This is a genomic window from Blastococcus jejuensis (genome assembly GCF_039534705.1).
GTDB classification, from domain to species: Bacteria; Actinomycetota; Actinomycetes; order Mycobacteriales; family Geodermatophilaceae; genus Blastococcus_B; species Blastococcus_B jejuensis.
The window spans coordinates 401931-428005 of record NZ_BAAAVV010000002.1 but is presented as its reverse complement, the minus strand read 5'-3'; the positions used below and the strand labels follow the sequence as shown (position 1 = coordinate 428005).

The window sequence follows — 26075 nt, the reverse complement described above, 5'->3', positions numbered from 1 at the left end:
GAGCGTGTCGACCCGCACGAGTGCCCTGCTCAGCGGCTCGGAGCGCCAGACTGCGCTCATGCATCCGCCGAACGGCGCGTGGAGCCCACCGTGCCCGGTCTGCGGCCGTCCGTCGGCCGACGCCGGTCCCGGACCGTGCCGCACGTGCGGGCTGCCGGCGGTCGGGCAGGCCGCGCTGGTCGTCGCCCGCATCGGGGTCACCCTCACCGAGCTCACCCGCGACCGGGACGCCCTGCTGGCCACCCTGCGCGCCGCCGCGCCCGGCGCGCCCGTTGCTGCTCCGCCCGCTGTGGCCCCCGCTCCCCCGCCCATCCAGCCGTCGGCCCCATGGGCCCCGGCGCCCCCTGCCCCACCGCCGTGGACGCCACCCCCGCCTCCCCCGCCCGGGCCACCGCCGCGCCCCCGCCGCCGGCTGAGCCCCCCGCAGGTGCTCGGCGGCCTGGGCGCCCTCCTGCTGGTCGCCGCCTCCATCACGTTCGTCGCCGTCGCATGGACCCGCCTCGGCGTGGTCGTCCAGTCCGCGGTGATGCTGCTGGTCACGGGCCTGCTCTGCGGTGCGTCGGCCTGGACGGCCCGGAAGGGGCTGCGGGCCACCGAGGAGGCGCTGGCCGCCGCCGGGGCCGCCCTGCTGGCCGTCGACCTCGGCGCGGCACGGGCGCTCGGGCTGTTCGAGCTCGAGGACGTCCGACTCCGCTGGTGGTGGGTGATCTCCTGCGCGGTCGTCGTGGCGGTCACCGCCGTCCTGGGCCGGCTCACCCGGTCGACGGCGACCTGGCCGCTGGTCGCCCTGCTGGCCGCCCAGCCACTCCCGTTCCTCGTGCTCCCCACAGACCTGCTGACCGGCCCGGCCGGTGTCGCGGCGGCCCTGCTCGTCGCTGCCGGCGACGCCGTGGCCGCCCGGTCGCTGCGCCGCTACCTCGCGCCGGTGGCATGGGTCCTGGCCGGGCTGGCGACGTCTGCCGCCGTGTTCGGCGGCCTGACGGTGGCCGTCGAGGGCCCGGTGGGCGACTCGTGGGCGACGACGGCGCTGCTGACCCTGGCGGGAGCGGCCGCGGTCGCGCTCACCCGGTTCCCCCGCCCCGGCGGACTGCTCCCCGCGCCGGTGACCACGACCGCTGTCGCGGCGGTGATCGCCGGTCTGGCGCTGGCCGGGTCGCTCGAGCTCACCGCGACCGTCGGTGCGGTCGTCGCCGCAGGCCTGGGCCTCGTGCTGCTCACGCTGGCCGTGTTCGCCGTCCGCCTGCCCGTGCCGTGCGCGGCGCTGACCTCCGCGGGCGCGGCCCTGGCCTTCATGGGCGCCGCGTTCCTCTCCGACGACCGCGACGCCCGGCCGCTCGCCCTGGTGATCCTCGCCGCGACGGTCCCGGCCGCCCTCGCCGCCGTCCGGCTGCCCGCGCTGCGGCGTCCGGCCACCGGCGCCGCGCTGCTCGCGCCGGGCCTGTCGATCCTGCTGGCGCGGGCCGACGGCGTCCTGCCCGTCACCGTCGCGGGGCTGCTGCTGGCCCTGCTGGCCGCCACCGCCTTCGCCCTCGCCGCGCTGCGCGCCGGGCGCGGGGAGGAGTGGGTGTGCGCCGCCGGCGGCACCCTCGCCGGCGTCGCGGCGGGGGTGACCTCCGCCGACGTCGGCGCCTGGGGCCAGGTCGGCATCCAGCTCGGCATCGCCGGCGCCGCGGCGGGCTGCTACGCCGTCGTCGCCGGACGGCGGTGGGTGGGCGTCCTGGCGGTGGCCGATCTGGTGCTCGCGTCGTGGATCGCCGTCGCCGGCGCCCGGGTGGAGACGCCGGAGGCATACACGCTGCCCGCCGCGCTCGGTCTGCTGGTCATCGCGATCCCGCAGCTGCGCGCACGGGCGCGGTCCTGGGCCGCCGAGGGCGCGGCCACCGCCGTGGCGCTGGTGCCCTCGGCGGTGGTCGTCGTCGCCGACCCCACCGCACTGCGGCTGGTGCTGGTGGTCGCCACCGCCGCCGGGCTGACCGTCGCGGGCACGTTCCTGCACCGGCAGGCCCCGTTCGTCGTCGGCTCGGTGGTCCTGGCGTTCGTCGTCGTCGGCCGGCTGGCGCCCTACACGCCGCTGCTCCCCCGCTGGCTCACCCTCGGTGCTGCGGGGCTGCTGCTGCTCGTCGTCAGCGCCACGTACGAGCGGCGCCTCCAGCAGGCCCGGGAAGCCGTCGCCTGGGTCGCGCAGATGCACTGAGCGACGGCTGTGGGTCGGCCCTACGGTGGACCCGTGGGCACTCCTCCCCTGCCCTACCGCGTGCGGCCTCCGCAGGTGCTGCTCGGCGTCGGTGCGGTGTTGCTGGTCAGCGCCGGTGCGACGCTCGCCTCCGCCCACGGGGGCCCGTGGGCGCGCGCGCTGCTGCTGGTGCTGGCCGTGGTGGCGGCCGCCGTCTCCGTGCTCGCGGCCCGCGCCCGGCTGCGCAGCGCGCCCGAGGTGCTCGCCGCGACCGCGGCCGCGCTCGCCCTGGCCGGCAGCGCGTCCGCCGGGATCTCCCTCGACGGCGAACCGGTCACCGCCGCCGGCCTCGCCGGGGTGTTCCTGGGCCTCCACCTGGTCAGCCGGCGCGTCGCCGCCTGGCCGCTGGCGTCCTGGGCCGCCGCGCAGATCGCCGTCCTCCGCACGCTGGACGACGTGCCGGAGGCGCTGCACACGGCGACGTACCTGACCGTGGCCCTGGTCGGTCTCGCCGGGGCGCTGTTCGCCCGTCCGCTGATCGGCCGCCTCGCGATCGCGACGACGGCGCCCTGGTGGGTGGCGGGCGTGGTCACCGGCATCGGGTCGGCGTGGAGCGACACGGGGGTCCGCCCCTGGCTGTCGGTCCTGCTGGTGCTGGGCGCCGCCGCCGGCCTGCTGCTCGCCCGGCTCCGGGCGCCGCTGGACCCCCTGCTCGGCCCCCCGCGGGCGGTCCCGGTCGTGGCCGGCGTCGTGTCCGGGGTGGCCGCCGTGGGACCGATCTCGGCGCTCGGGCCGGTTCCCGTCGCCGTCACCGGGTTCATGGGCGTGCTGCTGGCGACGGTGCCGCCGAGCGTCCTCACCGGATGGCGGCGGGGTCTCTTCGAGCCGGTGGCCGTCACCGCGGGCGTCGTCGTCAGCGGGCTCTGCGTCGTCCAGCTGGCCGTCGACGGCCGGTGGGCCGCCCTGAGTCTGCTGTTGCTCCTGACGGCGCTGCCCACGGCCGGGGTCGCCGCCCGGCGGCCGGACGAGCGGCCGGTGACGCTCCCGACGGCGGTCGGCTGCCTGGCCGCCTCGGTGCTGCTGGCGCTCCCGGACGGGATCCTCGGTGCCGGGGTCGCGGCGGCACTGCTGACCACGCTGTACGCCGTGGCGATGGTCGTCGGCTCGGCGCTCGACCCCGGTTCGCGGCTGGCCACCGCGCGGGCCGCGGCCCTGGCCGGGGTGGCGGCGGTGGCCGTGCTCGCTGCCGAGGGCGATCGGCCGGCGCTGGCCGTCCACCTCGCGCTGCAGGGCGCGTTCACGCTCGGCTGGGCGTGGCGGACGGGCGCGCGGGACGCTCCCCTGGCGGCCGCCGCCTGGCGGGTCGCCGCCGGTCAGCTGGTGCTGGCGGCCTGGGTCGGCGCGGCCACGGCCGGGCTGGCCGCCGTCGAGTGGTACTCGCTCCCGGCCGCGGCCGGGCTGCTGATCGCGGCCGGCCGGGGCCTCGCCCACGGGCGGTCGTGGCCGGCCTGGGGCCCCGGGCTGCTGGTCGCCGCGGTGCCGTCGGCCGTGCTGGCCGTGGTGACCTCGGACGGCGCCCGCGCCGTCGCGGTGCTCATCGCCGCCTCGGTCGCGCTGGTGGTCGGCGCCCGGACGGGCCTGCGGGCGCCGCTGATGATCGGCGCCTTCACCGCGCTGTGGCTGGCCGTCGGGTTCGCCGTCCGGGCGCTGCCCTGGCCGCTGGGTACCGCACTGGTCGTCGGCAGCCTGCTGCTGGCCCTCGGCACGCGCCGGGAACGCCGCCCGGTCGCCGGATTCGGCGCCCGCCTCGCCGACCTGCGCTAGTCAGACGCGGAAGCCCAGCGCCCGCAGCTGCTCGCGGCCGTCGTCGGTGATCTTGTCGGGACCCCACGGCGGCATCCAGACCCAGTTGATCCGGATGTCGTCGACCAGCCCGGGGCCGGGCCCGCCGGTCAGCGCCTGGCGGGTCTGGTCCTCGATGACGTCGGTCAGCGGGCAGGCTGCCGAGGTCAGCGTCATGTCGATGATCGCGACGTTGTTGTCGTCGACGTCGAGGCCGTAGACCAGGCCCAGGTCGACGACGTTGACGCCCAGCTCGGGGTCGACGACGTCGCGCATGGCCTCCTCGACGTCCTCGATCAGCGCCGACTTGTAGGCCGGCAGCTCGGCAGCGGTCTCGTTCTCGGTGGTCTCGCTCATGACTGGCCTCCAGCCGTCGACAGGGCTCGGGCGCTGGCGTCCTTGAGGGCCATCCAGCTCATCAGCGCGCACTTGATCCGCGCGGGGTACTTGGACACGCCGGCGAACGCGACGGCGTCCTCCAGCTCGTCCTCGAGCTTCTCGGCCACGGACGGGTCGCCCTTGGCCTGCATCAGGGTCATGAAGTGCTCACCGGTCTCCAGCGCCTGCGGCACCGTCTTCCCGATGACCAGGTCGTACATCGCCGACACCGAGGCCTGGCTGATCGAGCAGCCCATGCCCTCGTAGGAGACGTCGGCGATCGTGTCGCCCTCCAGGTGCACCCGCAGGGTCACCTCGTCACCGCAGGTCGGGTTGACGTGGTGCACCTCGGCCTCGAACGGCTCCCGCAGGCCGCGGCCGTGCGGGTTCTTGTAGTGGTCCAGGATGATCTCCTGGTACATCGACTCCAGCTGCATCAGCTCACCCCGAAGAACTTCTGGGCCGCGCGGACGCCGTCCGCGAGCGCGTCGATGTCGTCGTAGCCGGTGTGCACGTAGAACGTCGCGCGGGTGGTCGCGGGGACCCCGTAGCGCCGCACGACCGGCCACGCGCAGTGGTGCCCCACGCGCACGGCGATGCCGAGGTCGTCGAGCACCTGCCCGACGTCGTGCGGGTGGATGCCGTCGACGGTGAAGGAGATCGCACCGCCGCGGGCCACGGTGTCGGGCGGGCCGATCACGGTGACGCCGGGGATCTCGGCGAGCTTCTCCAGCGCGTAGCCGGTGAGCGCGTGCTCGTGGGCCTCGACCTTGTCCATGCCGAGGGCCTGCAGGTACTCGACGGCCGCGGCCAGGCCGATCACCTGCGCGGTCATCGGGACGCCGGCCTCGAACCGCTGGGGCGGGGCGGCGAACGTGCTGCCCTCCATGCGGACGACCTCGATCATCGAGCCGCCGGTGAGGAACGGCGGCAGCTTGTCGAGCACCTCGTAGCGCCCCCAGAGCACACCGACGCCGGTGGGCCCGAGCATTTTGTGACCGGAGAACACCAGGAAGTCCGCGCCGAGCTCGGTGACGTCGACCGGCGAGTGCGGCACCGACTGGGCGCCGTCGACCAGGACCAGGGCCCCGACCTCGTGCGCGCGGGCGATGATCTCGCCGAGCGGGTTGATCGTGCCGAGGATGTTCGACTGCTGCGTGACCGCGACCAGCTTGGTGCGCTCGTTGACGACGGCGTCCAGGTCGGAGAGGTCCAGCCGCCCGTCGTCGGTGAGACCGAGCCAGCGCAGGGTCGCCCCGGTGCGCTCGCACAGCTGCTGCCAGGGCAGCAGGTTGGCGTGGTGCTCCATCTCGGTGACCACGATCTCGTCGCCCTGGCCGACCGCGTAGGTGCGGAGCTCGGGCTCCTTCGCCGTCGCGGCGTTGGACAGCGCGTAGGCCACCAGGTTGATGCCCTCGGTGCTGTTGCGGGTGAAGACGATCTCCCGCTCCGGGGCGCCGATGAACGCGCCGATCGTGGCGCGGGCGGCCTCGTACGCGCTGGTCGCCTCCTCGGCGAGCTGGTGGGCCCCCCGGTGCGGCGCGGCGTTGACGTTCTCGTAGAACCAGCGCTCGGCGTCGAGCACCTGGCGCGGCTTCTGCGAGGTGGCCCCGGAGTCGAGGTAGACCAGCCGCTTCCCGTCGCGCACCGTGCGGGACAGGATCGCGAAGTCGGCCCGGATCGCCTCGACGTCCAGGGGAAGGGGCGTGCGCGCCCCAGCAGGACGCGAGACGGTCTGGGTCATGCGTTCGCACCCTCCGCGGCGGCCTTCTCCAGGCTGGCCTGCTCGTTCGAGTCCTTGACGTAGGCGGCGTAGCCCTCGTTCTCGAGCTTGTCGGCGAGCTCGGGCCCGCCCTCGTCGACGATCCGGCCGGCCACGAAGACATGCACGAAGTCGGGCTTGATGTAGCGCAGGATCCGCGTGTAGTGGGTGATCAGCATGACGCCGACGTCGCTGTCCTCGCGGCTGCGGTTGACCCCCTCCGAGACGACCCGCAGCGCGTCGACGTCGAGGCCGGAGTCGGTCTCGTCGAGGATCGCGATGCGCGGCTTGAGCAGCCGCATCTGCAGGATCTCGTGGCGCTTCTTCTCACCACCGGAGAAGCCCTCGTTGACGTTGCGCTCGGCGAAGGCCGAGTCCATCTCGAGGGAGGACATCTCGGCCTTGACGTCCTTGACCCACGTGCGCAGCTTCGGCGCCTGGCCGGTGACGGCGGTTGCCGCGGTGCGCAGGAAGTTCGACACCGAGACGCCGGGGACCTCGACCGGGTACTGCATGGCGAGGAACAGGCCGGCGCGGGCGCGCTCGTCGACGGTCATCGCGAGGACGTCCTCGCCGTCGAGGGTCACCGTGCCGCCGGTGATCGTGTACTTCGGGTGGCCGGCGATCGAGTAGGCCAGGGTGGACTTGCCCGACCCGTTCGGGCCCATGATCGCGTGCGTCTCGCCCGAGCGGACGGTCAGCGTGACTCCGCGGAGGATCTCCTTCGCGTCGTCACCCTCCCCCACGCTCACGTGCAGGTCGCGGATCTCCAGGACAGACACTCGTGCTCCTCAGTTGCTGGCCGCGAGCGGGAGGGCGCCGTCTTCTTCGGTGTCGACGAAGACGTCATCCCCCTCCACCCGGACCGGGTAGACGGACACCGGCTCGGTGGCCGGAAGGTTGGTGGGCTCGCCGGTGCGCAGGTCGAAGCACGACCCGTGCAGCCAGCACTCGATCGTCGGGGCGCCCTTGAACTCCTCGACCTCGCCCTCGGAGAGGGCGACCTCGGCGTGCGAGCAGACGTCCTCGACGGCGTAGATCTGCCCCTCGAAGCGGACGACGGCGATGTCGATGTCGTCGAGCTCGACCCGAAGCGCGCCGGGCTCCTTCACGTCGGACAGCGCGCAGACCCGCTCGAAGCTCACGCGGGGACCTCCTGCTCCTCCAGACCCGGAAGGGCGCCGAGGCGGGCCTCGATCGTGCCCATCAGCCGGTCCTGGAGCTCCGGGATCCCGACGTGCTGGACGACGTCGGCGAAGAAGCCGCGGACGACGAGCCGGCGGGCGGTCTCGGCGTCGATGCCCCGCGAACAGAGGTAGAACAGCTGCTCGTCGTCGAACCGCCCGGTGGCGCTGGCGTGGCCGGCGCCGACGATCTCGCCGGTCTCGATCTCCAGGTTGGGCACCGAGTCGGCGCGGGCGCCGTCGGTGAGCACCAGGTTGCGGTTGAGCTCGTAGGTGTCGGTGCCGGTCGCCTCCGGCCGGATGCGGACGTCGCCGATCCAGACCGTGTGCGCGTCCTCGCCCTGCAGCGCGCCCTTGTAGAGCACGTTGCTGCGGCAGTTGGGGACGGCGTGGTCGACCCAGAGCCGGTGCTCGAGGTGCTGGGTCTCGTCGGCGAAGTAGACGCCGTACAGGTCGGCCGAGCCGCCGGGGCCGGCGTACTGCACGTTGCTGACCAGCCGGACGAGGTCGCCGCCGAGGGTGACCACGACCTGCTTGAAGGTGGCGTCCCGGCCGACGACGGCGTCGTACTGGCCGCCGTGGATCGCGCCCGCCGCCCAGTCCTGCACCGAGACGAGCGTGACCTGTGCGCCGTCGCCGACGAGCACGGCCACGCCGCCGGAGTACTTCCCGAGCCCCGAGTGGTCGAGCACGACGGTCGCCTTCGCGAACGCGCCGACCTCGACGACGAGCTGGCCCCACACCACGTCGTCCGAACCGGTGCCGGCCAGGCCGAGCGTGACCGGCCGGTCCAGCTGCGCCTCCGCGGGCACACGGACGACGGCGGCGCCGCCGCTGCGCTGCCGGGTGAGCGCGGCCAGCCGGTCGACCGGCTCGGGCAGCCCCTTGAGCAGCGGGTCGTCGGCCTCGACGCTGGTCAGCTCGACGCCGTCGGGCAGGTCGGTCGTCCAGGTGAGGTGGGCGTCCGACGACTCGCCGTTCAGCAGCGGACGGATCTTCCGCATGGGCGTGAAGCGCCAGGTCTCCTCGCGCCCGGTGGGCACGCCGAAGGCCTCCGGGTCGAGCGAGGTGAAGCGCTCCGCCGGCGAGCCGGTCGGGGCCGGGCCGCCGTGCGCATGGGCGCCCGGGGGCAGGTCCTGGATCTGTGTACTGGCCGACATCAGCCGACGGCACCTTCCATCTGCAGTTCGATGAGCCGGTTGAGCTCGAGGGCGTACTCCATCGGCAGCTCGCGGGCGATCGGCTCGACGAACCCGCGCACCACCATCGCCATGGCCTCGTCCTCGGACATGCCACGGCTCATCAGGTAGAAGAGCTGGTCCTCGCTGACCCGCGAGACCGTGGCCTCGTGGCCCATGGCGACGTCGTCCTCGCGGACGTCGACGTAGGGGTAGGTGTCGGACCGGCTGATCGTGTCGACGAGCAGCGCGTCGCACTTCACCGTCGACTTCGAGCCGTAGGCGCCCTCGTCGATCTGGACCAGGCCGCGGTAGGACGTGCGCCCACCACCCCGGGCCACCGACTTGCTGATGATGTTCGAGGAGGTGTGCGGCGCGGCGTGCACCATCTTGGCGCCGGCGTCCTGGTGCTGGCCCTCGCCGGCGAAGGCGATGGAGAGCACCTCGCCCTTGGCGTGCTCGCCGGTCATCCACACGGCCGGGTACTTCATCGTCACCTTGGAGCCGATGTTGCCGTCGACCCACTCCATGGTCGCGCCCTCGTGGGCCACGGCCCGCTTGGTGACCAGGTTGTAGACGTTGTTCGACCAGTTCTGGATGGTCGTGTACCGGCAGCGCGCGTTCTTCTTGACGATGATCTCGACGACGGCGGAGTGCAGCGAGTCGCTCTTGTAGATCGGCGCGGTGCAGCCCTCGACGTAGTGCACGTAGGCGCCCTCGTCGATGATCATGAGCGTGCGCTCGAACTGGCCCATGTTCTCGGTGTTGATCCGGAAGTAGGCCTGCAGCGGGATCTCGACGTGCACGCCCGGCGGCACGTAGATGAACGAGCCGCCCGACCAGACGGCGGTGTTCAGCGCGGCGAACTTGTTGTCGCCGGACGGGATGACCGAGCCGAAGTACTCCTTGAAGATGTCCTCGTGCTCGCGCAGGGCCGTGTCGGTGTCGAGGAAGAGGACGCCCTGCTCCTCGAGGTCCTCACGGATCTTGTGGTAGACGACCTCGGACTCGTACTGGGCCGCGACACCGGAGACCAGGCGCTGCTTCTCCGCCTCGGGGATGCCGAGCCGGTCGTAGGTGTTGCGGATCTCCTCGGGGAGCTCCTCCCACGACGCGGCCTGCGCCTCGGTCGACTTCACGAAGTACTTGATGTTCTGGAAGTCGATGCCGGAGAGGTCCGACCCCCAGTCGGGCATGGGCTTCTTGCCGAAGATCTTCAGCGCCTTGAGACGACGCTCGAGCATCCACTCGGGCTCGTTCTTGCGCGCCGAGATGTCACGGACGACGTCCTCGCTCAGTCCGCGCTTGGCCGAGGCGCCGGCGACGTCGGCGTCCGCCCAGCCGTACTGGTAACGGCCGAGCTGGTCGATCTGCTCGTCCTGCGTCAGCGGCGTGCTGGTCACCGGCTGCGTCGTGGTCATGCGGGCGTCCTCTCCCGGGCGTTCGTGGGCGTGCTGCTCGTGGACGTGCTGGTGGTGGACGGTGCGGTGCGCGATCCGATCACGGACCGGTGCGCTGCTCGCTCACCTGGTACAGGGCCTGCGGGGGTCGATCTGTTCCCTGTGCGGAGTGGTTGCGGGCCAGGAATGTGGGTGGTGCAGATGCCGTCACCGTGGGCGATCGTGGCCAGCCGCTGCACGTGCGTGCCCACGAGCCGGCCGATCACCGCGGTCTCGGCCTCGCACAGCTGGGGGAACTCCGCGGCCACGTGCGCCACCGGGCAGTGGTGCTGGCAGAGCTGCCCCCCGCTGGAGATCGCCGAGGCCGTGGCAGCGTAGCCCTCGGCCGTGAGGGCCGCGGCGAGCACCTGTGCCCGGTCGACCGGCGCCCCGTGGGCGTCGTGGGTCGCGTGCTCGACGGCGGTGGAGCAGCGCTCCTCCAGCCCGGCGAGCTGCAGCTCGGCGACGGCGCGCACGGCGTCGGGGCCGCCCGATGCGGCGACGTAGCGGAGCGCGGTCAGCGCCAGGTCGTCGTAGGCGTGCGGGAAGGTCGAGCGGCCGGCGTCGGTCAGGTGGAACCGGCGCGCCGGGCGCCCGCGACCACGATGCGCGTCCCGCGTGAGCCGCTCCTCGACCCGGCCGGTGGCCAGCAACGCGTCGAGGTGCCGGCGGACGGCGGCGGGCGAGATGCCCAGGAGAGCGGCGAGCTCGGCGGCCGTCTGCGGCCCGTGCTCGAGCAGCAGCCCGCTGACGCGGTCGCGCGTGCGCCCGTCCTCGGCGGTCGCCGGGACGCGGTGCGACGAGACCGCAGCGCTTTCCACAACACAAGTGTGACCTATTTCCACGATCGCGCAACCACCGGGGTCGGTCGGCTCTCCACGATCGCGCAACCACCGGGGTCGGTCGGCTCTCCACGATCGCGCAACCACCGGGGTCGGTTCCGTGACGAAGGGCCCGCCGCATCGCCCCCCGTTGGCCCCTGGTGACCGTCCGTGCTCGGCCGCACCGTGGGGGAAGGACGACGACGAGGCCCGGGAGCAACGCGATGACCCAGATGACCGAGGGCTTCCGGGCGCCGGCGGGCTGGTACCCCGATCCCGGGGGCGCGCCGGGGCAGCGCTGGTGGGACGGCACCAGCTGGACCGGCCAGTTCCAGCCCCTGGCCGGGCCGGGCTCGTGGGCACCCCAGGGTCCGAGGCCGCGGCGGCGCTGGTCGCCGTGGGCGGTCGTGGGCGGCGTCGCGCTCCTCGTCCTGGCGCTGGCGGTCGGCCTGATCGTGGCGCTGGGCGGCAGCCCGGCCGAGCCCCCGGAGGTCTTCCCGACGGACTTCGGGCAGCAGGACCCGCCCACCACCGACTACCTGCTCTCGCTGATCGGGCAGGACTCGTCGAGTGACGCCGTCCGGCAGCTCGACGAGCAGTGCGGCAGCAACCTCGACGCGATGGGCAACCTCGAATGTCCGTCGCTGGGGTTCGAGATCGCCTTCGACACGTCGCTGACCGCGACCCGCGTGATCCTCTACCCGTTCCAGGAGAACTCGATGGCCGAGTACACCGGCGCGCTGCCCGGTGGCGTGGCCTGGTCGGACGGTTACCCCGACGTCGTGGCCCGGCTCGGGGAGCCCGTCGAGCTGGAGGGCGGGTTCGGTGCGATCGACATCACCGCGCACTACCGGCTGGACGGCTACGACGTCGGATTCGGCCTGGACACCTGGTACAACAGCCCGGACGACCTGCAGAACGCCCACCTGACCAGCATCACGATCCAGCCTGTGTGACCGGCTCGCGCGAGCGGGACCGGGCCGGGCGCCGTCGTCCCACCACCTAGCATCGGGGCGTGCCGGTCCTGCCCACCGCCTTCTCCCCCGCCGCCGTCTCCCGCGTCGCCCTGGCCAACGCGGTCGCCAACGGCGTCATCGTCGTCACCGGGGGGCTCGTTCGGCTGACCGGCTCGGGGCTGGGCTGCCCGACCTGGCCGCGGTGCACCGACGACAGCTTCGTGGCGACCCCGGAGCTGGCCGGACACGGCGCCATCGAGTTCGGCAACCGGCTGCTCACGTTCGTCCTCACCGCGGCCGCCATCGCGATCGTCGTCGTCGTATGGCGCTCCGCCCGCCGCGACCTGCGGACGCTGGCGGTCGTGAGCTTCCTCGGCATCCCCGCGCAGGCCCTGCTCGGCGGGATCACCGTGCTCACCGAGCTGAACCCGTGGACGGTCGCCGCCCACTTCCTCGTCTCCATGGTGCTGGTCGCGGTCGCCACGACGCTGTGGCTGCGCTCCCGCGAGCCGGGGGTCGGGCAGCCGCTGCTCCGCCGGCCGCTCGAGCTGCTGATCCACGGCATCGCCGCCGTGACCGCGGTCGTCCTGGTGCTCGGGACCGTCGTCACCGGCGCCGGACCGCACAGCGGCGACCGGAACGCCGCCGACCGCATGGACTTCGACCCCGCGTCGGTGAGCCAGCTGCACGCCGACGTGGTCTTCCTTCTCGTCGGTCTCACGGTGGCGCTGCTGGTCGCCCTCCACGCCGTCGACTCCCCCGGCCGCCTGCGCCGGGCCGCCCGGGACCTGCTGGTCGTGCAGCTCGCCCAGGGGGTCGTCGGGTTCGTGCAGTACTTCACCGACCTGCCGATCGTCCTGGTGCTCGTGCACATGGCCGGCGCCGTCCTGATCACCGCGTACACCGCGCGGCTGGTGTGGGCCGTCCACGGCCCGGCGAGCGAGCTCCCGCTGGACACCCCGGCCTCGCAGGTCACCGCCACCCGCTGAGCTGAGCCGCCGGACAGCTGCGAGAGCCGCGCTACAGGGCGGCCTCGGCGACTGCGCGGCGGCTCTCGTGCGCGGACGGCGCACACGCGGTAGCGCACACGCCTCAGATGAAGACGTCGACGATGATCGCGACCGACAGCAGCGCCAGGTACGAGATCGAGATGTGGAACAGCTGCATCGGCCGGGTGTTCTCGCCGCGCGCGATGCGGCGCAGCAGCTTGTGCGCCTCCAGCACGAACCACGCGCCGAGGACGGCCGCCGACACCGTGTAGATCCAGGCGATCCCCTGCTCCACCGACAGCGGCCACAGGGTCAGCGAGACCGCGACGGTCACCCACGTCCAGACGACGGTCTGCCGGCCCACCGACAGCGCCGGGGCGACGACGGGCAGCATCGGGACGCCGGCCCGCGCGTAGTCCTCGCGGAAGCGCATCGCCAGCGCCCAGAAGTGCGGCATCTGCCAGCAGAAGACGACGGCGAAGAAGACGACCGCGGGCCAGTCGAGCGACCCGGTGACCGCGGCCCAGCCGATCAGCACCGGCGCCGCTCCCGGCACCCCGCCCAGCTCGGTGCTGCGCCGGGTGTGCCGCTTGGCCACGACCGTGTAGAGGACGGCGTAGTAGAAGATCGCGCCCGCCGCGAGGGCGGCGGCCAGCAGCGTCGTCGTCGCGGCGAGGAGGGCGATCGACGTGACCGACAGCACGATCCCGAAGGTCAGCGCCTCGCGCGGGCTCACCAGGCCCATCGGCAGCGGCCGGCGCTGCGTCCGGTGCATCAGGCGGTCGATGTCGCGGTCGTAGTAGCAGTTGAAGACGTTGGCCGCCCCGGCCGCGAGGGTGCCGCCGACCAGCGTCGCGGCCAGCAGCCGCCACGAGGGCCAGCCCTCGGCGGCCAGCATCATCGCCGGCACGGTGGTGACCAGCAGCAGCTCGATGATGCGGGGCTTGGTCAGCGCGACGTACGCCCCGACCTTGGTGCGGACACGGCCGGGCCGGCGGGTGGGCGCGGGGGTCGGCCGGGCGGAGAGCGCCGTCATCGGAGGACCTCGTGCACCGGGGCCTCGGACGCGTCGCGGGAGCAGCCGGATCCCGCCGGGCACCTGGACAGCACGGGCCTCTTTCGAACCGGGGACGGGACGCCCCACTGTAGCCCGCGCGAGGAACGCTCATGGGGACGGCACAGGCCCGGATGACTAGGGTTGTTCCCGCTGGATGCTGCGCAGAACGCGGGCGGTCGTTCGGCTGCAATGCACGGCACAACTCGAGGGAGCACCGACCACATGGGAACGCAGAGCACCGGGCCCGAGGCCCCCGCCGAGGCCGCCTCCGACGCCCCCACCGGCAGCCCGGCCCAGCCGCGGCCGACCCTGCCGGACGGGTTCGGCGACCTGGACCGCCGCGCGATCGACACGGCCCGCGTCCTGGCCATGGACGCCGTCCAGAAGGTCGGCAACGGCCACCCCGGAACGGCGATGAGCATGGCCCCGACGGCCTACCTGCTGTTCCAGAAGTGGCTCCGCCACGACCCCAGCGACCCGAACTGGGTCGGCCGCGACCGGTTCGTGCTCTCGATGGGCCACTCGAGCCTGACCCTCTACGTGCAGCTGTACCTCTCCGGCTACGGCATGGAGCTCGACGACCTGAAGGCCCTGCGTACCTGGGGGTCGAAGACCCCGGGCCACCCCGAGGTCAACCACACGCCCGGCGTCGAGACGACGACCGGCCCGCTGGGGCAGGGCGTCGGCAACGCCGTCGGCATGGCCATGGCCGCCCGCCGCGAGCGCGGCATGCTCGACCCCGACAGCCCTGAGGGCGAGAGCCCGTTCGACCACACGATCTGGGTGTTCGCCTCCGACGGCGACCTGGAGGAGGGCGTCAGCGGCGAGGCCTCTTCGCTGGCCGGCACCCAGCAGCTGGGCAACCTGGTCCTCGTCTACGACGACAACAAGATCTCCATCGAGGACGACACGAACGTCGCGTTCACCGAGGACGTCGGCAAGCGCTACGAGGCCTACGGCTGGCACGTGCAGCACGTCGACGACGGCGAGGACCTCGCCGCGGTCGACGCGGCGCTGGCGGCCGCCAAGGCCGAGACCGGCCGCCCCTCGATCGTCGTGCTGCGCACGATCATCGGCTGGCCGGCGCCGAACAAGCAGAACACCGGCGCCGCCCACGGGTCCGCGCTCGGCGACGACGAGGTCGCGGCCACCAAGGGCGTCCTCGGCCTGGACCCGGCGCAGACCTTCGAGGTGGCGCCCGAGGTCATCGAGCACGCCCGCAAGGTCGTCGCCCGCGGCCAGGAGGCCCACGCCGAGTGGCAGAAGGGCTTCGACGCCTGGACGCAGGGCAACCCCGACGGCGCCGCGCTGCTCGAGCGCATGCGGACCCGTACCCTCCCCGACGGCTGGGCCGAGAAGCTGCCCAGCTGGCCGGCCGACCCCAAGGGCGTCGCCACCCGCAAGGCCTCCGGCGAGGTGCTGGCCGCGCTGTACCCGGCGCTCCCCGAGCTGTGGGGCGGGTCGGCCGACCTCGCGGAGAGCAACAACACCGCGGTCAAGGGCGAGCCCTCGTTCCTGCCCGCCGACCGCCAGACGAAGATGTGGACCGGCGGCCCCTACGGGCGCACGCTGCACTTCGGCGTCCGCGAGCACGCCATGGGCGCGGTCATGAACGGCATCGCGCTGCACGGGGGCACCCGGGTCTACGGCGGCACGTTCCTGACGTTCTCCGACTACATGCGCGGTGCGGTGCGGCTGGCCGCGCTCATGCAGCTGCCGGTCACCTACGTCTGGACGCACGACTCGATCGGCCTGGGCGAGGACGGCCCGACCCACCAGCCGATCGAGCACCTGGCCGCGTTGCGCGCGATCCCGGGCCTCGACGTCGTCCGGCCCGCCGACGCCAACGAGGTCGCCGTCGCCTGGCGCACGATCCTCGAGAACAACGACCGGCCGGCCGGGATCATCCTGTCCCGCCAGAACCTGCCGGTCTTCGACCGCGACACCATGGCCTCCGCCGAGGGCGTCGCCCGCGGCGGCTACGTGCTCGCCGAGGCGTCGTCCGGCAGCCCCGAGGTGATCCTGATGGGCACCGGCTCCGAGGTGCAGATCGCCGTCGCCGCGCGCGAGGCGCTCGAGGCCGATGGCATCCCCACCCGCGTGGTGTCGCTGCCCTGCGTCGAGTGGTTCGCCGACCAGGACCGCGCCTACCGCGAGCAGGTGCTGCCGCCCGCGGTGCGCGCCCGGGTGAGCGTCGAGGCGGCCGTGCCGATGGGCTGGCGCGACTTCGTCGGCGACGCCGGGCGCATCGTGGGCCTGAACCACTACGGGGCGAGCGCCGCGTACACCGTGCTCTACGAGGAGTTCGGGCTCACCGCCGACGCCGTCGTCGCCGCGGCACGGGAGAGCATCCAGGCGGCAGGCGCGCAGCCGAGCGCGCCGATCGGACCCGAGGCCTCCGCCGGCGGACTGGAACAGGCCACCGGCGACCGCTAGCAGACAGACGTACCGACACCCTCCAGCCCGAAAGGCACCGTCATGGCACAGAACGAGAAGCTGGCCGAGCTCTCCGCCGCAGGGGTCGCCGTCTGGCTCGACGACCTCTCCCGCGACCGCATCCGCAGCGGCAACCTGCAGTCGCTGGTCGACGAGCACTCGGTCGTCGGCGTCACCACCAACCCGACGATCTTCGCCGCGGCGATCAGCGGCTCGGACTCCTACGACGACCAGGTGCACGCACTGGCGGTGCGCCGGGTCAGTGTCGAGGAGGCCCTGCGCACGATCACCGCGTCCGACGTCCGCGACGCCTGCGACCTGCTCGCACCGGTGGCCGCGCGCACCGGCACCGACGGGCGCGTCTCGCTGGAGGTCGACCCGCACCTGGCGCACGACACCGACGCGACCGCCGCCGAGGCCGCGCACCTGTGGTGGCTGGTGAACCGGCCCAACCTGTTCATCAAGATCCCCGCCACCGAGGCCGGCCTCCCGGCCATCACCACGACCATCGGCCGCGGCATCAGCGTCAACGTGACCCTGATCTTCAGCCCCGAGCGGTACCGGGCGGTCATGGACGCGTACATGAGCGGGCTGGAGCAGTGCATCGACACCGGCGCGGGCTTCGACGGCATCGAGTCGGTGGCGTCGTTCTTCGTCTCCCGCGTCGACACCGAGATCGACAAGCGACTGGACGCGCTGGGCGCCGACCCCTCGCTCAAGGGCAAGGCCGGTATCGCCAACGCCCAGCTGGCCTACCAGGCCTACGAGGAGGTCGTCGCCTCCGACCGCTGGCGCGCGCTGGAGGTGCGGGGTGCCCGGCCGCAGCGCCCCCTGTGGGCCTCGACCGGCGTGAAGAACCCCGAGTACTCCGACACGATGTACATCAGCGAGCTCATCGCGCCGGGAACGGTCAACACGATGCCCGAGAAGACGATGATGGCCTACGCCGACCACGGCGCCCCGGGGCTCCCGATCGAGAAGAGCTACGAGGACGCCGCGGCGCACATGCAGGCGCTGCGCGACGCCGGCATCGACCTCGACGACGTGTTCCGGGTGCTCGAGGAGGAGGGCGTCACCAAGTTCGTCGACTCCTGGACCGAGCTCACCGACAGCGTGCGCAGCGAGCTGGAGAAGAAGGCATGAGCTTCGCGGTCGACGCCAACGGCCTCGACGTCCCCGATCAGCTGCGCAGCCAGCTGGCCGCCGACGACGTCGCCGCGCGGCTGGTCGCCAAGGACGCCACGCTCTGGGGCCCCGAGGCGGAGAGCGAGGCCGCGATCCGGCTGGGCTGGCTCGACCTGCCGGCCACCTCGCGCGAGGTGGTGGCCCGGCTGGCCGACCTGAGGGCCGAGCTCGCCGCCGAGGGGCTGGACCGCGTCGTGCTCTGCGGCATGGGCGGCTCGTCGCTGGCGCCGGAGGTGATCTGCCGGACGGCGGGGGTCCCCCTGGTCGTCCTCGACACCACCGACCCGGGCCAGGTCTCGGCCGCGATGGCCGATCTGGACCGCACCGTCGTCGTCGTCAGCTCCAAGTCCGGGGGCACGGTCGAGACCGACAGCCAGCGACGGGCCTTCATCTCGGCCTTCGCCGCGGCCGGGCTCGACGAGAAGGAGATCGGCGCGCGCTTCGTCGTCGTCACCGATCCCGGGTCCCCGCTCTCGGAGACGGCGGCGGCCATGGGTGCGCGGGCGGTGTTCCTGGCCGACCCGAACGTCGGTGGCCGGTACAGCGCCCTGTCGGCGTTCGGCCTGGTGCCCTCGGCCCTGGCCGGGGTCGACGTCGGCGCGCTGCTCGACGAGGCCGAGGAGCTGGCCGCCCGGCTGGCCGAGCCCGGCAACCCGGCCCTGGAGCTGGGGATCGCGCTCGGCGGGGCGTTCCGGGCGGGGCGCGACAAGCTGGCCCTCGCCGACGGTTCGGGCTCCCCGATCCAGGGCTTCGGCGACTGGGCCGAGCAGCTGATCGCCGAGTCCACGGGCAAGGAGGGCCGCGGCATCCTCCCCGTCGTCCTCGAGTCCGCCGACGCACCCGGCGCGCAGGCCGACGACGTGCTGCTGGCGGTCGTCGGGGACGGCGCCCCGGCGCGGCAGCCGTCGCTCGGGGTCACCGGCCCGCTCGGTGCGCAGTTCCTCGGCTGGGAGTACGCCACCGCGGTGGCCGGGCGCGTGCTCGGGATCAACCCGTTCGACCAGCCCAACGTCACCGAGAGCAAGGACAACACCAACCGGATCCTGGGCGAGGGGCTGCCGGTGGATCCGCCGGCGGCGAAGATCGGCGCGATCGAGATCCGCGGCAGCGGCGGCGCCCTCGACGGGGTCGACCTGAGCGCGCACGACGGGGTCGTGCTCGCCCTGGACGCGCTGCTGTCGGCGATCCCGCCGCGCGGCTACCTCGCCGTGATGGCCTACCTGGACCGGGAGCAGGACGCCGCCGCCGGTGAGCTGCGGGCGCTGCTGGCCCGCCGCACGGAGCACGCGGTCACCTTCGGCTGGGGCCCGCGGTTCCTGCACTCGACCGGCCAGTACCACAAGGGCGGCCCGCAGGTCGGCGCGTTCCTGCAGGTCACGGGCGTCGTCGACCAGGATCTCCCGGTGCCCGACAGGGACTTCGACTTCGCGACCCTGCAGGCCGCCCAGGCGGCCGGCGACCGCAAGGCGCTGGCCGACCGCGGCCGGCCCCTCCTGCACCTGCACCTCACCGACCGCGCCGCCGGTCTGGCGCAGCTCCGGGACGTGCTGGCCTGAGGGCCCGATCCACCGCCCGCTCCGACCTCGAGGACGGACCCATGATTCCCAACCCGCTGCGGGATCCGCGGGACCGGCGGCTGCCCCGGGTGCCCGAGCCGTGCGCGCTCGTGGTCTTCGGCATCACCGGCGACCTGGCACGCAAGAAGCTGCTCCCGGCGGTGTACGACCTCGCCAACCGCGGTCTCCTGCCGACCAACTTCGCCCTGCTGGGCTTCGCCCGCCGCGACTGGGGGGACGAGGAGTTCGCCGACCTCGCCCGCTCGGCCGCCCGGGCCGCGGCCCGGACCCCGTGGCGAGAGGAGGTCTGGGAGCGGCTGGCCGCCACCGTGCACTTCGTCCCGGGCTCCTTCGACGACGACAACGCCTTCGACCAGCTGACCACCGCCCTCGACGACCTCCAGGGCAGCCACGGCATCGGCGGCAACGCCGCCTTCTACCTGTCGATCCCCCCGGCGATGTTCCCCACGGTGCTCAAGCAGATGCAGCGGACCGGGATGGCGGAGACCACGCCCGAGCGGTGGCGGCGCGTGGTCGTCGAGAAGCCGTTCGGCGAGGACCTGCCCTCGAGCCGCGAGCTCAACGAGCTGGTCGACTCGGTGTTCGGGGCGGAGGACGTCTTCCGCATCGACCACTACCTGGGCAAGGAGACCGTCCAGAACCTGCTGGCGCTGCGGTTCGCAAATGCGCTGTTCGAGCCGATCTGGAACGCCCAGAACGTCGACTCGGTGCAGATCACCATGGCCGAGGACGTCGGCATCGGCGGGCGGGCGCAGTTCTACGAGAAGACCGGCGCCGCCCGCGACGTGCTGCAGAACCACCTGCTGCAGCTGCTCGCGCTCACCGCCATGGAGGAGCCCGTCGAGTTCTCCGCCGAGGAGATCCGCACCGAGAAGCTCAAGATCCTGCGGGCGATCTCGCTGCCGACCGACCTGGAGACCTTCGCGATCCGGGGCCAGTACGAGCAGGGTTGGCTCGCCGGGCAGCGGGCGCACGGTTACCGGCAGGAGGACGGCGTCGCCGAGGACTCCACCACCGAGACCTACGCCGCGGTGCGGCTGGGCGTCGAGACCCGGCGCTGGGCCGGGGTGCCGTTCTACGTGCGGGCCGGCAAGCGGCTGCCGCGGCGCGTCACCGAGATCGCGCTGGTGTTCAAGCGGGCGCCCCACCTGCCCTTCGCCGACACCGACACCGAGGAGCTCGGCAACAACCAGCTCGTCATCCGGGTGCAGCCCGACGAGGGCATGACCCTGAAGTTCGGGTCGAAGGTGCCGGGCAGCGTGATGGAGGTCCGCGACGTCGCGATGGACTTCCTCTACGGCGAGCAGTTCACCGAGGCCAGCCCCGAGGCCTACGAGCGGCTCCTCCTCGACGTCCTCCTCGGCGACGCGACGCTGTTCCCCCGCAACGCCGAGGTCGAGGCGTCCTGGTCGGTGATCGACCCGCTGGAGGAGTTCTGGGCGGGCACCACCCCGCACCCGTACCGGGCCGGCGAATGGGGCCCCCGCGCCGCCGACGAGATGCTCGCTGCCGAGGGAAGGAGGTGGCGCCGACCATGACCACGCTCTGGGACACGACCGGATCCGCCGTCGTCAAGGAGCTGGCCGCGCAGCGGCGCACCGGCGGGGCGGTGCTCTCCGGGGTGGCGCTCACCCTGGTCGTCGTCGCCGACGAGAGCCGGGTCGCCGAGGCCGAGGAGGCGGCGACCCACGCCGCCGAGGCCCACCCCTGCCGGCTGCTGATCGTCGTCCGCCGGCAGCTCGACGCGCCGGCTCCCCGCCTCGACGCCGAGGTCGTCCTGGGCGGGCGGCTCGGCCCGGGCGAGGCGGTCGTCATGCGCATGTACGGGCGGCTGGGGCTGCACGCCGAGTCGGTCGTCCTGCCCCTCCTGGCCGCCGACGCCCCCGTCGTCACCTGGTGGCACGCCGCTCCCCCCGAGCAGCTGGCCACCGACGCGCTGGCGGTCTTCGCCGACCGGCGGATCACCGACAGCTCGATCTCCGACGACCCGATGACCGCGCTGCGCACCCGCGCCACCGACTACGCGCCCGGCGACACCGACCTGGCGTGGACCCGGGCCACCGCGTGGCGGGCGATCCTCGCCTCCAGCCTCGACGCGATCTCCGGCCGCCGCGGCGAGCCGGTGCGCGTGAAGGGCGGCCGGATCGAGGGCGACCCGAACAACGGCACGGCCCAGCTCCTCGCGGGCTGGCTGTCCTCCCGGTGCGACTGCTCGATCAGCGTCGAGTCGGGCCCCCGCACGCCCGGACCCAGCGGCGTCGACTCGGTGGTCCTCCAGCTCGACCAGGACGAGACGGTGGAGCTGCACGCCGACCGCCGCGGCGGGGCGGTCGTCTCCCAGCCGTACCGGCCCGACGCCACCGTGGCGCTGCCCGAGCGCTCGCTGGGTGACCTGCTCAGCGAGGAGCTGCGCCGGCTGGACACCGACGAGCCGTACCGGGACTCGCTGGAGGCCGCGACGGGCGTCACCGACCTCGCCGACCGCCCGCCGACCCGCGAGCACATCTGGTTCGACCCGGCCGAGCCCGACGGCAACGGCAAGGCGCCGGCCAAGAAGGCAGCGAAGGCCGCTCCGAAGGCGGCGGCGGCCAAGGCCGAGCCGAAGACCGAGGGCAAGACCGAGCCGACACCGTCGGCCGAGAACAAGCCGAAGAAGGCGACGACGAACCCGCCCGCGGGCTGGAAGGTCGTCGAGAAGTGACGCCGGTGCCCGACGTCGTCGTCGAGCCCGACGCCGACCGGCTCGCGCGCGCCGTGGGCGAGGCCCTCGTCGCCCGGTTGGCCGCGGCGCAGGCCGTGCACGGCACGGCGTCGGTGGTGCTGACCGGGGGCGGGATCGGCATCGCCGTGCTCGAGCAGGTCGCCGCCCTGGCCGAGGAGCCGGTCCGGGAGCGGGTCGACTGGACCGCCGTCGACGTGTGGTGGGGCGACGAGCGGTTCGTGCCCGCCGACAGCGACGAGCGCAACGAGCGGGGCGCCCGGCGGGCCCTGCTGGACCGGGTGGGGGTGCCCGAGGAGCGCATCCACGCCATGCCGCCGTCCGACGGCCGCTTCGCCGAGCCGGAGGACGCCGCCGACTGGTACACCGGCCAGCTGGCCGCCGCGGCCGACCCGGGGCGGTCGTGCCCCCGCTTCGACGTCCTGCTCCTGGGGATCGGTCCGGAGGGGCACACGGCGTCGATCTTCCCGGGCTCGCCGGCCGCCCGAGACGAGCGGCCGGTGTTCGCCGTCCACGACTGCCCGAAGCCGCCGCCGACGCGGATCAGCCTCGGGTTCTCGGCGATCAACAGCGCCGAGGAGGTCTGGCTGGTCGTGTCCGGCGAGGGCAAGGCCGACGCGGTCGCGCGGGGGGTCGGCGGGGCGGACCCGGACGAACTCCCGGCCGGCGCGGTGCACGGCACCAGGGCCACGCGGTGGCTGCTCGACGAGGCCGCGGCGAGCCGTCTCGGGAGCCGGTGACAGGAGCGCAAGCGGGCTGCAAGCTGTGCGCAAGGTCTCGTCGGCACCCTCTGCACCACGAGGAGTGCACGACGAGGTCCCGACCAGAGGAGCACGGCCATGACCGCACCCGTCCCCACCGGCACGCCCGAGCGATCCCGGCAGCGCCGCACCCGCCCGCCGACGGAGTACTGGGACGTCTTCACCGCCTCGTGGCGGCGCCGGGAACCCGTCGTCCCGACGCCCCGCCGCGGCGACTGAGGCAACTACCCCCGGCCGCGGGCGGCGCCGGCGTCAGGCGCCGCGGCGCCCGCGCAGCCGGGTGAGGGCCTCCTCGAGGAGGGCGTCGCCGTCGGCGTCGCTGCGCCGCTCGCGGACGTAGGCCAGGTGGGTCTTGTACGGCTCGGTGCGCGGCGCCGGCGGGGGGTTCTCCTGGTCCTGACCGGCCGGGAGGCCGCACCGGGGGCAGTCCCAGAGCTCGGGCACGTCGGCGTCGGAGGCGAAGGCGACCCGGGTGTCGTGGCCGTTCGCGCACCAGAAGGGGATGCGGCGCCGAGGAGCTGCCTCGCCGCGTTCGGCCTCACCCATCGGACCTGCGCCGACCCGGGTCCCCCGGATCGCGTTGCCACCAGCCATGAACGCCCCCTGCATCTGCCGTACGGGTAGCGCGGCAGGCCTCTGCCGCGCGGGCAGTCTAGGGCCTGGAGGGCCGATCTCCGGTCACGTTTTCGCCCGGACCTCAGCTGACCTTGATGAGGATCCCCAGGCCGACGATGCAGACGGTCCAGATGAGCGCCGTGAAGACGGTGAGCCGGTTCAGGTTCTTCTCGACCACCGAGGAGCCCGACAGCGCCGAGGACGCCGCGCCGCCGAACATCGAGGACAGCCCGCCGCCCTTGCCCCGGTGCAGCAGGATCAGCACCACGAGGAGCGCACTGGTGACCACCAGCAGCACGTTCAGGACCAGCTCGATCATGCGCCGAGCCTAACCGACGTTCATTCCACGCCGGCGGTGGCGAGGTCGTAGCCCCCGTAGGGCTGCATCACCAGGCCGTTGCGCAACCGCTGTCCCGCGACGAGCTGAGCGCGCGTCTCGGCCAGCGGCACGTAGGCCCGGGTGTCCCGCGCCGCGGCCGCGACCTCGCGCCACAACGCGCGGCCCTCCGGCGTGTCGCCGGCCGCCCGCGCCTGGTCGATCAGCGCGTCGATCTCCGGGACGCTCAGCCGGGCGTAGTTCGTGTTGGCCGATCCCTGGATGCTCCGACCGTCGACGAGCGGCACCAGGAAGGCCCCCGGGGTCGGGTAGTCCGCCGTCCAGGTGGTCAGCACCAGGCCGAAGCCGTTGGCGGTCACGTTGTCCGGGCGGCCCACGTCCGACGAGTAGAACGACCCGATGTCGAACGTCTGGATCTCCACCTCGATCCCCACCTCGGCCAGCTGGTCGGCCAGGCTGTTGGCCACGTCGACGCTGCTGGGCACGTCCGGCGCCGCGAGGACGGTGCTGAACCCGTCGGGCTGGCCGCACTCCTCCAGCGCGGCGCGCGCCGCGTCGAGGTCGGGGCGCGGGTCGGGATCGTCGGGCCCGCCCTCGAGGGCCCGGGGCCACAGCTGCGAGGTGCGGACGGCGTTGCCCGCTCCCCCGAGGCGTTCCTGGACCGCCGCCCGGTCGACGACCGCGGCCACGGCCTGGCGGCACGCGGGGACGTTCATCGGCGCGACGTCGGTGGGCATGGCCAGCAACCGCAGCGCGCCGGTGGTGATGTCGTCGAGGCGGTCGTGCAACAGCTCGTCGTCGCCGTCCTCGTCGGACAGGCGGGCGGTCGTCTGCGGCTGGATGCCGGTGCCGGAGATGTCGACGTCGGCCGAGCCGGCCAGCAGGGCCTGATCGCGCTCCAGCCCGCTCATGCCCAGGCGCACCACGATCCGGTCGGGCAGCGCGGTGCGGACCTCGTCGGTGGCCGGGTCCCATCGCGGGTTGCGCTCGAGCACGACGCCGGTCGCCGGGTCGACCGAGGTGATCGCGTAGGGCCCGCTGGACACCGGGTCGGTGCCGTAGGCGGCGCCCGTGTCGGCCGCGATCGGCACGGGGCTGCTCGACGGCAACGCGAGCACGTAGGGCAGCTCGGGGGCGGGCCGGCGCAGCCGGAAGATGATCGTCGCGTCGTCCGGGGTCTCGATGGAGGCCAGACCCAGCCGGCCCTCGGACTCGTCCAAGTAGGGGCCTGCATAGGGGTTGGCCGGGTCGTCGAGCAGCTCGACCACGTGCGTCGGGCCGCCGACGACGACGTCGGAGGCGAACGTGCGCTCGATGCCGTACTTGATGTCGCGCGAGGTGATCGGCTGGCCGTCCTCGAACGTGACGCCGGTCTTGAGCGTGAACGTCCAGCTCAGCCCGTCCTCCGACGGCGTCCCGAGGTCCGTGGCGAGATCGGGGACGAGGTCGCCGGTCCGGCCGGGCTCGCTGGCGTAGGTGACCAGGGTGCGGGTGTAGAGCCGCATGAGGTTCCACACGCCGGGCTGGTAGGAGCGCTGCGGGTCGAGGCTGGTGATCTCGGGGGCGACGACGCGCAGCGTGCCGCCCGCCTCGTCGGACGGGGACCGGACGCCGGTGATGCCGGTGTCGGCACCGTCGGCCAGGACCGGGACGTCGGCCCGCCCGCCGGAGCCCCCGGCGCAGCTGACCGCGACGACCACGACGAGGACCACGACGGCCGCGGCGGCGATGATCCGCCGCCGTGACCAGTCGTGCGCCCAGCCGGGCAGCCGCTGCGAGAGCCGCTCGAGTGTCTTCTCCACCGCGTGCTGCTCCGCCCCCACCCCTGTGCGGCCGGCGGGCAGCGATGGCTCAGCTGCCGCCGGCGGCGATCCGACAGATCTGCGCGAACTCGTCGGCGTCCAGGCTGGCCCCGCCGACGAGCGCACCGTCGACGTCCGGCCCGGCCAGGATCCCGGCCGTGTTCGCGGCCTTCACCGACCCTCCGTAGAGGATACGGACGACGTCGGCCGTCTCTTGCCCGAACCGCTCGGCGAGCCGCGCCCGCAACGCCCCGCAGACCTCTTGCGCATCCTCCGGCGTCGCCACCTCGCCGGTCCCGATCGCCCAGACCGGCTCGTACGCGACGACGATCCCCGCCACCTGCTCGGCGGTGACGCCCTCCAGGGACGCGTCGAGCTGCGTGGTGCAGAAGATCACGTGCTCGCCGGCGCGGCGCACGTCCAGCCCCTCCCCCACGCAGACGATCGGCACGATGCCGTGCCGCAGCGCCGCGGTGGTCTTGGCGGCCACGACAGCGTCGTCCTCGGTGTGCATCGCCCGGCGCTCGGAGTGCCCGGTGACGACGTACTGGCAGGCCAGCGCCGCGAGCATCGCGCCGCTGATCTCGCCGGTGTAGGCGCCGGAGTCGTGCACCGAGACGTCCTGCGCGCCGTAGCCGACGTCGAGCTTGTCGCCGGTGACCAGCGTCTGGACGCTCCGCAGCGCGGTGAACGGCGGCAGGACGACGACCTCGGCGGCCTCGAGCTCGGTCTCCTTGAGGGAGAACGCGAGCTTCTGGACCAGGCCGATGGCGTCCAGATGCGTCATGTGCATCTTCCAGTTGCCGGCGATGAGCGGCCGTCGCCCCTCCCGCTGGACGGGTGCGCGGTCCTTGCGTGCCATGG

At 73.6% G+C, this 26075-nt stretch carries 24 protein-coding genes; 11 read left to right on the top strand and 13 right to left on the bottom strand.

Going from position 1 to position 26075, the window contains the following annotated elements; genetic code table 11:
- The first annotated feature begins 58 nt into the window (after positions 1 to 58).
- Complete coding sequence (locus ABD644_RS05750; protein WP_344687689.1) at positions 59 to 2194, top strand: SCO7613 C-terminal domain-containing membrane protein; 2136 nt, start codon at positions 59 to 61, stop codon at positions 2192 to 2194.
- A 33-nt stretch (positions 2195 to 2227) separates the two neighbouring features.
- Positions 2228 to 3997 carry an SCO7613 C-terminal domain-containing membrane protein gene (locus tag ABD644_RS05745; protein WP_344687688.1) on the top strand — a complete coding sequence of 590 codons (1770 nt, stop codon included), beginning with the start codon at positions 2228 to 2230 and terminating at the stop codon, positions 3995 to 3997.
- Here the strand turns inward: ABD644_RS05745 and ABD644_RS05740 are convergent, their stop codons facing one another.
- The 8 genes from ABD644_RS05740 to ABD644_RS05705 are packed head-to-tail and all read right to left on the bottom strand — an operon-like array spanning position 3998 to position 10777.
- Positions 3998 to 4372 carry a metal-sulfur cluster assembly factor gene (locus tag ABD644_RS05740; protein WP_344687687.1) on the bottom strand — a complete coding sequence of 125 codons (375 nt, stop codon included), beginning with the start codon at positions 4370 to 4372 and terminating at the stop codon, positions 3998 to 4000. It lies immediately after the preceding gene.
- Positions 4369 to 4830 carry a Fe-S cluster assembly sulfur transfer protein SufU gene (gene sufU, locus ABD644_RS05735; RefSeq protein WP_344687686.1) on the bottom strand — a complete coding sequence of 154 codons (462 nt, stop codon included), beginning with the start codon at positions 4828 to 4830 and terminating at the stop codon, positions 4369 to 4371. Before sufU ends, ABD644_RS05740 begins: the two co-directional genes overlap by 4 nt.
- Positions 4830 to 6137 (bottom strand): cysteine desulfurase, encoded by a 1308-nt coding sequence (locus tag ABD644_RS05730; RefSeq protein WP_344687685.1) that lies wholly within the window; start codon positions 6135 to 6137, stop codon positions 4830 to 4832. Before ABD644_RS05730 ends, sufU begins: the two co-directional genes overlap by 1 nt.
- The gene (gene sufC / locus ABD644_RS05725) at positions 6134 to 6937 is read right to left on the bottom strand and encodes a Fe-S cluster assembly ATPase SufC (protein ID WP_344687683.1); all 804 of its coding nucleotides are present in this window, start codon (positions 6935 to 6937) and stop codon (positions 6134 to 6136) included. Before sufC ends, ABD644_RS05730 begins: the two co-directional genes overlap by 4 nt.
- Positions 6938 to 6946: 9 nt before the next feature.
- Positions 6947 to 7300: a non-heme iron oxygenase ferredoxin subunit gene (locus ABD644_RS05720; protein WP_344687681.1), complete on the bottom strand. Its 354-nt coding sequence runs from the start codon at positions 7298 to 7300 to the stop codon at positions 6947 to 6949.
- Complete coding sequence (sufD, locus tag ABD644_RS05715) at positions 7297 to 8499, bottom strand: Fe-S cluster assembly protein SufD (RefSeq protein WP_344687680.1); 1203 nt, start codon at positions 8497 to 8499, stop codon at positions 7297 to 7299. Before sufD ends, ABD644_RS05720 begins: the two co-directional genes overlap by 4 nt.
- On the bottom strand, positions 8499 to 9938 hold the full coding sequence (gene sufB / locus ABD644_RS05710) for a Fe-S cluster assembly protein SufB (RefSeq protein ID WP_344687679.1): 1440 nt from the start codon (positions 9936 to 9938) through the stop codon (positions 8499 to 8501). Before sufB ends, sufD begins: the two co-directional genes overlap by 1 nt.
- Positions 9935 to 10777 (bottom strand): helix-turn-helix transcriptional regulator, encoded by an 843-nt coding sequence (locus ABD644_RS05705; RefSeq protein ID WP_344687678.1) that lies wholly within the window; start codon positions 10775 to 10777, stop codon positions 9935 to 9937. Before ABD644_RS05705 ends, sufB begins: the two co-directional genes overlap by 4 nt.
- A 224-nt stretch (positions 10778 to 11001) precedes the next feature.
- On the opposite strand from ABD644_RS05705, the gene ABD644_RS05700 reads away from it, so the two are divergent.
- Positions 11002 to 11733, top strand: coding sequence for a DUF2510 domain-containing protein (locus ABD644_RS05700; protein ID WP_344687677.1), 732 nt, complete (start codon positions 11002 to 11004; stop codon positions 11731 to 11733).
- 59 nt (positions 11734 to 11792) lie between these two features.
- On the top strand, positions 11793 to 12722 hold the full coding sequence (locus ABD644_RS05695) for a COX15/CtaA family protein (RefSeq protein WP_344687676.1): 930 nt from the start codon (positions 11793 to 11795) through the stop codon (positions 12720 to 12722).
- 103 nt (positions 12723 to 12825) lie between these two features.
- Here the strand turns inward: ABD644_RS05695 and ABD644_RS05690 are convergent, their stop codons facing one another.
- Entirely contained in the window at positions 12826 to 13758 is a 933-nt protein-coding gene (locus ABD644_RS05690; protein WP_344687675.1) for a heme o synthase, read from the bottom strand.
- 243 nt (positions 13759 to 14001) lie between these two features.
- Here ABD644_RS05690 and tkt point away from each other — a divergent pair, with 243 nt between their 5' ends.
- The 7 genes from tkt (at position 14002) to ABD644_RS05655 (ending at position 22676) form a co-directional block, all read left to right on the top strand.
- Positions 14002 to 16215: a transketolase gene (tkt, locus tag ABD644_RS05685; protein WP_344687674.1), complete on the top strand. Its 2214-nt coding sequence runs from the start codon at positions 14002 to 14004 to the stop codon at positions 16213 to 16215.
- A gap of 42 nt (positions 16216 to 16257) precedes the next feature.
- Positions 16258 to 17358, top strand: a complete 1101-nt coding sequence (gene tal, locus ABD644_RS05680) for a transaldolase (protein WP_344687672.1) — start codon at positions 16258 to 16260, stop codon at positions 17356 to 17358.
- Positions 17355 to 18956, top strand: coding sequence for a glucose-6-phosphate isomerase (locus ABD644_RS05675; protein ID WP_344687671.1), 1602 nt, complete (start codon positions 17355 to 17357; stop codon positions 18954 to 18956). The genes tal and ABD644_RS05675 overlap by 4 nt, the downstream gene beginning before the upstream one ends.
- 41 nt (positions 18957 to 18997) lie before the next feature.
- Positions 18998 to 20515 carry a glucose-6-phosphate dehydrogenase gene (zwf, locus tag ABD644_RS05670; protein WP_344687669.1) on the top strand — a complete coding sequence of 506 codons (1518 nt, stop codon included), beginning with the start codon at positions 18998 to 19000 and terminating at the stop codon, positions 20513 to 20515.
- Positions 20512 to 21678: a glucose-6-phosphate dehydrogenase assembly protein OpcA gene (locus ABD644_RS05665; RefSeq protein WP_344687668.1), complete on the top strand. Its 1167-nt coding sequence runs from the start codon at positions 20512 to 20514 to the stop codon at positions 21676 to 21678. Before zwf ends, ABD644_RS05665 begins: the two co-directional genes overlap by 4 nt.
- Positions 21675 to 22436 carry a 6-phosphogluconolactonase gene (pgl, locus tag ABD644_RS05660; protein WP_344687667.1) on the top strand — a complete coding sequence of 254 codons (762 nt, stop codon included), beginning with the start codon at positions 21675 to 21677 and terminating at the stop codon, positions 22434 to 22436. The genes ABD644_RS05665 and pgl overlap by 4 nt, the downstream gene beginning before the upstream one ends.
- Positions 22437 to 22535: 99 nt before the next feature.
- Positions 22536 to 22676: a hypothetical protein gene (locus ABD644_RS05655; RefSeq protein ID WP_344687666.1), complete on the top strand. Its 141-nt coding sequence runs from the start codon at positions 22536 to 22538 to the stop codon at positions 22674 to 22676.
- A gap of 33 nt (positions 22677 to 22709) precedes the next feature.
- On the opposite strand, the gene ABD644_RS05650 is transcribed toward ABD644_RS05655, so the two are convergent.
- The 4 genes from ABD644_RS05650 to tpiA form a co-directional block, all read right to left on the bottom strand.
- Complete coding sequence (locus ABD644_RS05650; RefSeq protein ID WP_344687665.1) at positions 22710 to 23051, bottom strand: RNA polymerase-binding protein RbpA; 342 nt, start codon at positions 23049 to 23051, stop codon at positions 22710 to 22712.
- 103 nt (positions 23052 to 23154) lie between these two features.
- Positions 23155 to 23391, bottom strand: coding sequence for a preprotein translocase subunit SecG (gene secG / locus ABD644_RS05645; RefSeq protein ID WP_344687663.1), 237 nt, complete (start codon positions 23389 to 23391; stop codon positions 23155 to 23157).
- Between the two features lie 20 nt (positions 23392 to 23411).
- Positions 23412 to 25211 (bottom strand): ABC transporter substrate-binding protein, encoded by a 1800-nt coding sequence (locus ABD644_RS05640; protein WP_344687662.1) that lies wholly within the window; start codon positions 25209 to 25211, stop codon positions 23412 to 23414.
- A 49-nt stretch (positions 25212 to 25260) separates the two neighbouring features.
- Positions 25261 to 26073, bottom strand: a complete 813-nt coding sequence (gene tpiA / locus ABD644_RS05635; RefSeq protein ID WP_344687661.1) for a triose-phosphate isomerase — start codon at positions 26071 to 26073, stop codon at positions 25261 to 25263.
- Positions 26074 to 26075: the final 2 nt, after the last annotated feature.

Excerpts from the sequence above, each read along its gene's own strand:
- ABD644_RS05750 (WP_344687689.1), top strand. The coding sequence starts at position 59 with ATGCATCCGCCGAACGGCGCGTGGAGCCCACCGTGCCCGGTCTGCGGC.
- ABD644_RS05740 (WP_344687687.1), bottom strand. The coding sequence starts at position 4,372 with ATGAGCGAGACCACCGAGAACGAGACCGCTGCCGAGCTGCCGGCCTAC.
- sufU (WP_344687686.1), bottom strand. The coding sequence starts at position 4,830 with ATGCAGCTGGAGTCGATGTACCAGGAGATCATCCTGGACCACTACAAG.
- ABD644_RS05730 (WP_344687685.1), bottom strand. The coding sequence starts at position 6,137 with ATGACCCAGACCGTCTCGCGTCCTGCTGGGGCGCGCACGCCCCTTCCC.
- sufD (WP_344687680.1), bottom strand. The coding sequence starts at position 8,499 with ATGTCGGCCAGTACACAGATCCAGGACCTGCCCCCGGGCGCCCATGCG.
- sufB (WP_344687679.1), bottom strand. The coding sequence starts at position 9,938 with ATGACCACGACGCAGCCGGTGACCAGCACGCCGCTGACGCAGGACGAG.
- ABD644_RS05700 (WP_344687677.1), top strand. The coding sequence starts at position 11,002 with ATGACCCAGATGACCGAGGGCTTCCGGGCGCCGGCGGGCTGGTACCCC.
- ABD644_RS05690 (WP_344687675.1), bottom strand. The coding sequence starts at position 13,758 with ATGACGGCGCTCTCCGCCCGGCCGACCCCCGCGCCCACCCGCCGGCCC.
- tkt (WP_344687674.1), top strand. The coding sequence starts at position 14,002 with ATGGGAACGCAGAGCACCGGGCCCGAGGCCCCCGCCGAGGCCGCCTCC.
- tal (WP_344687672.1), top strand. The coding sequence starts at position 16,258 with ATGGCACAGAACGAGAAGCTGGCCGAGCTCTCCGCCGCAGGGGTCGCC.
- ABD644_RS05675 (WP_344687671.1), top strand. The coding sequence starts at position 17,355 with ATGAGCTTCGCGGTCGACGCCAACGGCCTCGACGTCCCCGATCAGCTG.
- zwf (WP_344687669.1), top strand. The coding sequence starts at position 18,998 with ATGATTCCCAACCCGCTGCGGGATCCGCGGGACCGGCGGCTGCCCCGG.
- ABD644_RS05665 (WP_344687668.1), top strand. The coding sequence starts at position 20,512 with ATGACCACGCTCTGGGACACGACCGGATCCGCCGTCGTCAAGGAGCTG.
- ABD644_RS05655 (WP_344687666.1), top strand. The coding sequence starts at position 22,536 with ATGACCGCACCCGTCCCCACCGGCACGCCCGAGCGATCCCGGCAGCGC.
- ABD644_RS05650 (WP_344687665.1), bottom strand. The coding sequence starts at position 23,051 with ATGGCTGGTGGCAACGCGATCCGGGGGACCCGGGTCGGCGCAGGTCCG.
- secG (WP_344687663.1), bottom strand. The coding sequence starts at position 23,391 with ATGATCGAGCTGGTCCTGAACGTGCTGCTGGTGGTCACCAGTGCGCTC.
- tpiA (WP_344687661.1), bottom strand. The coding sequence starts at position 26,073 with ATGGCACGCAAGGACCGCGCACCCGTCCAGCGGGAGGGGCGACGGCCG.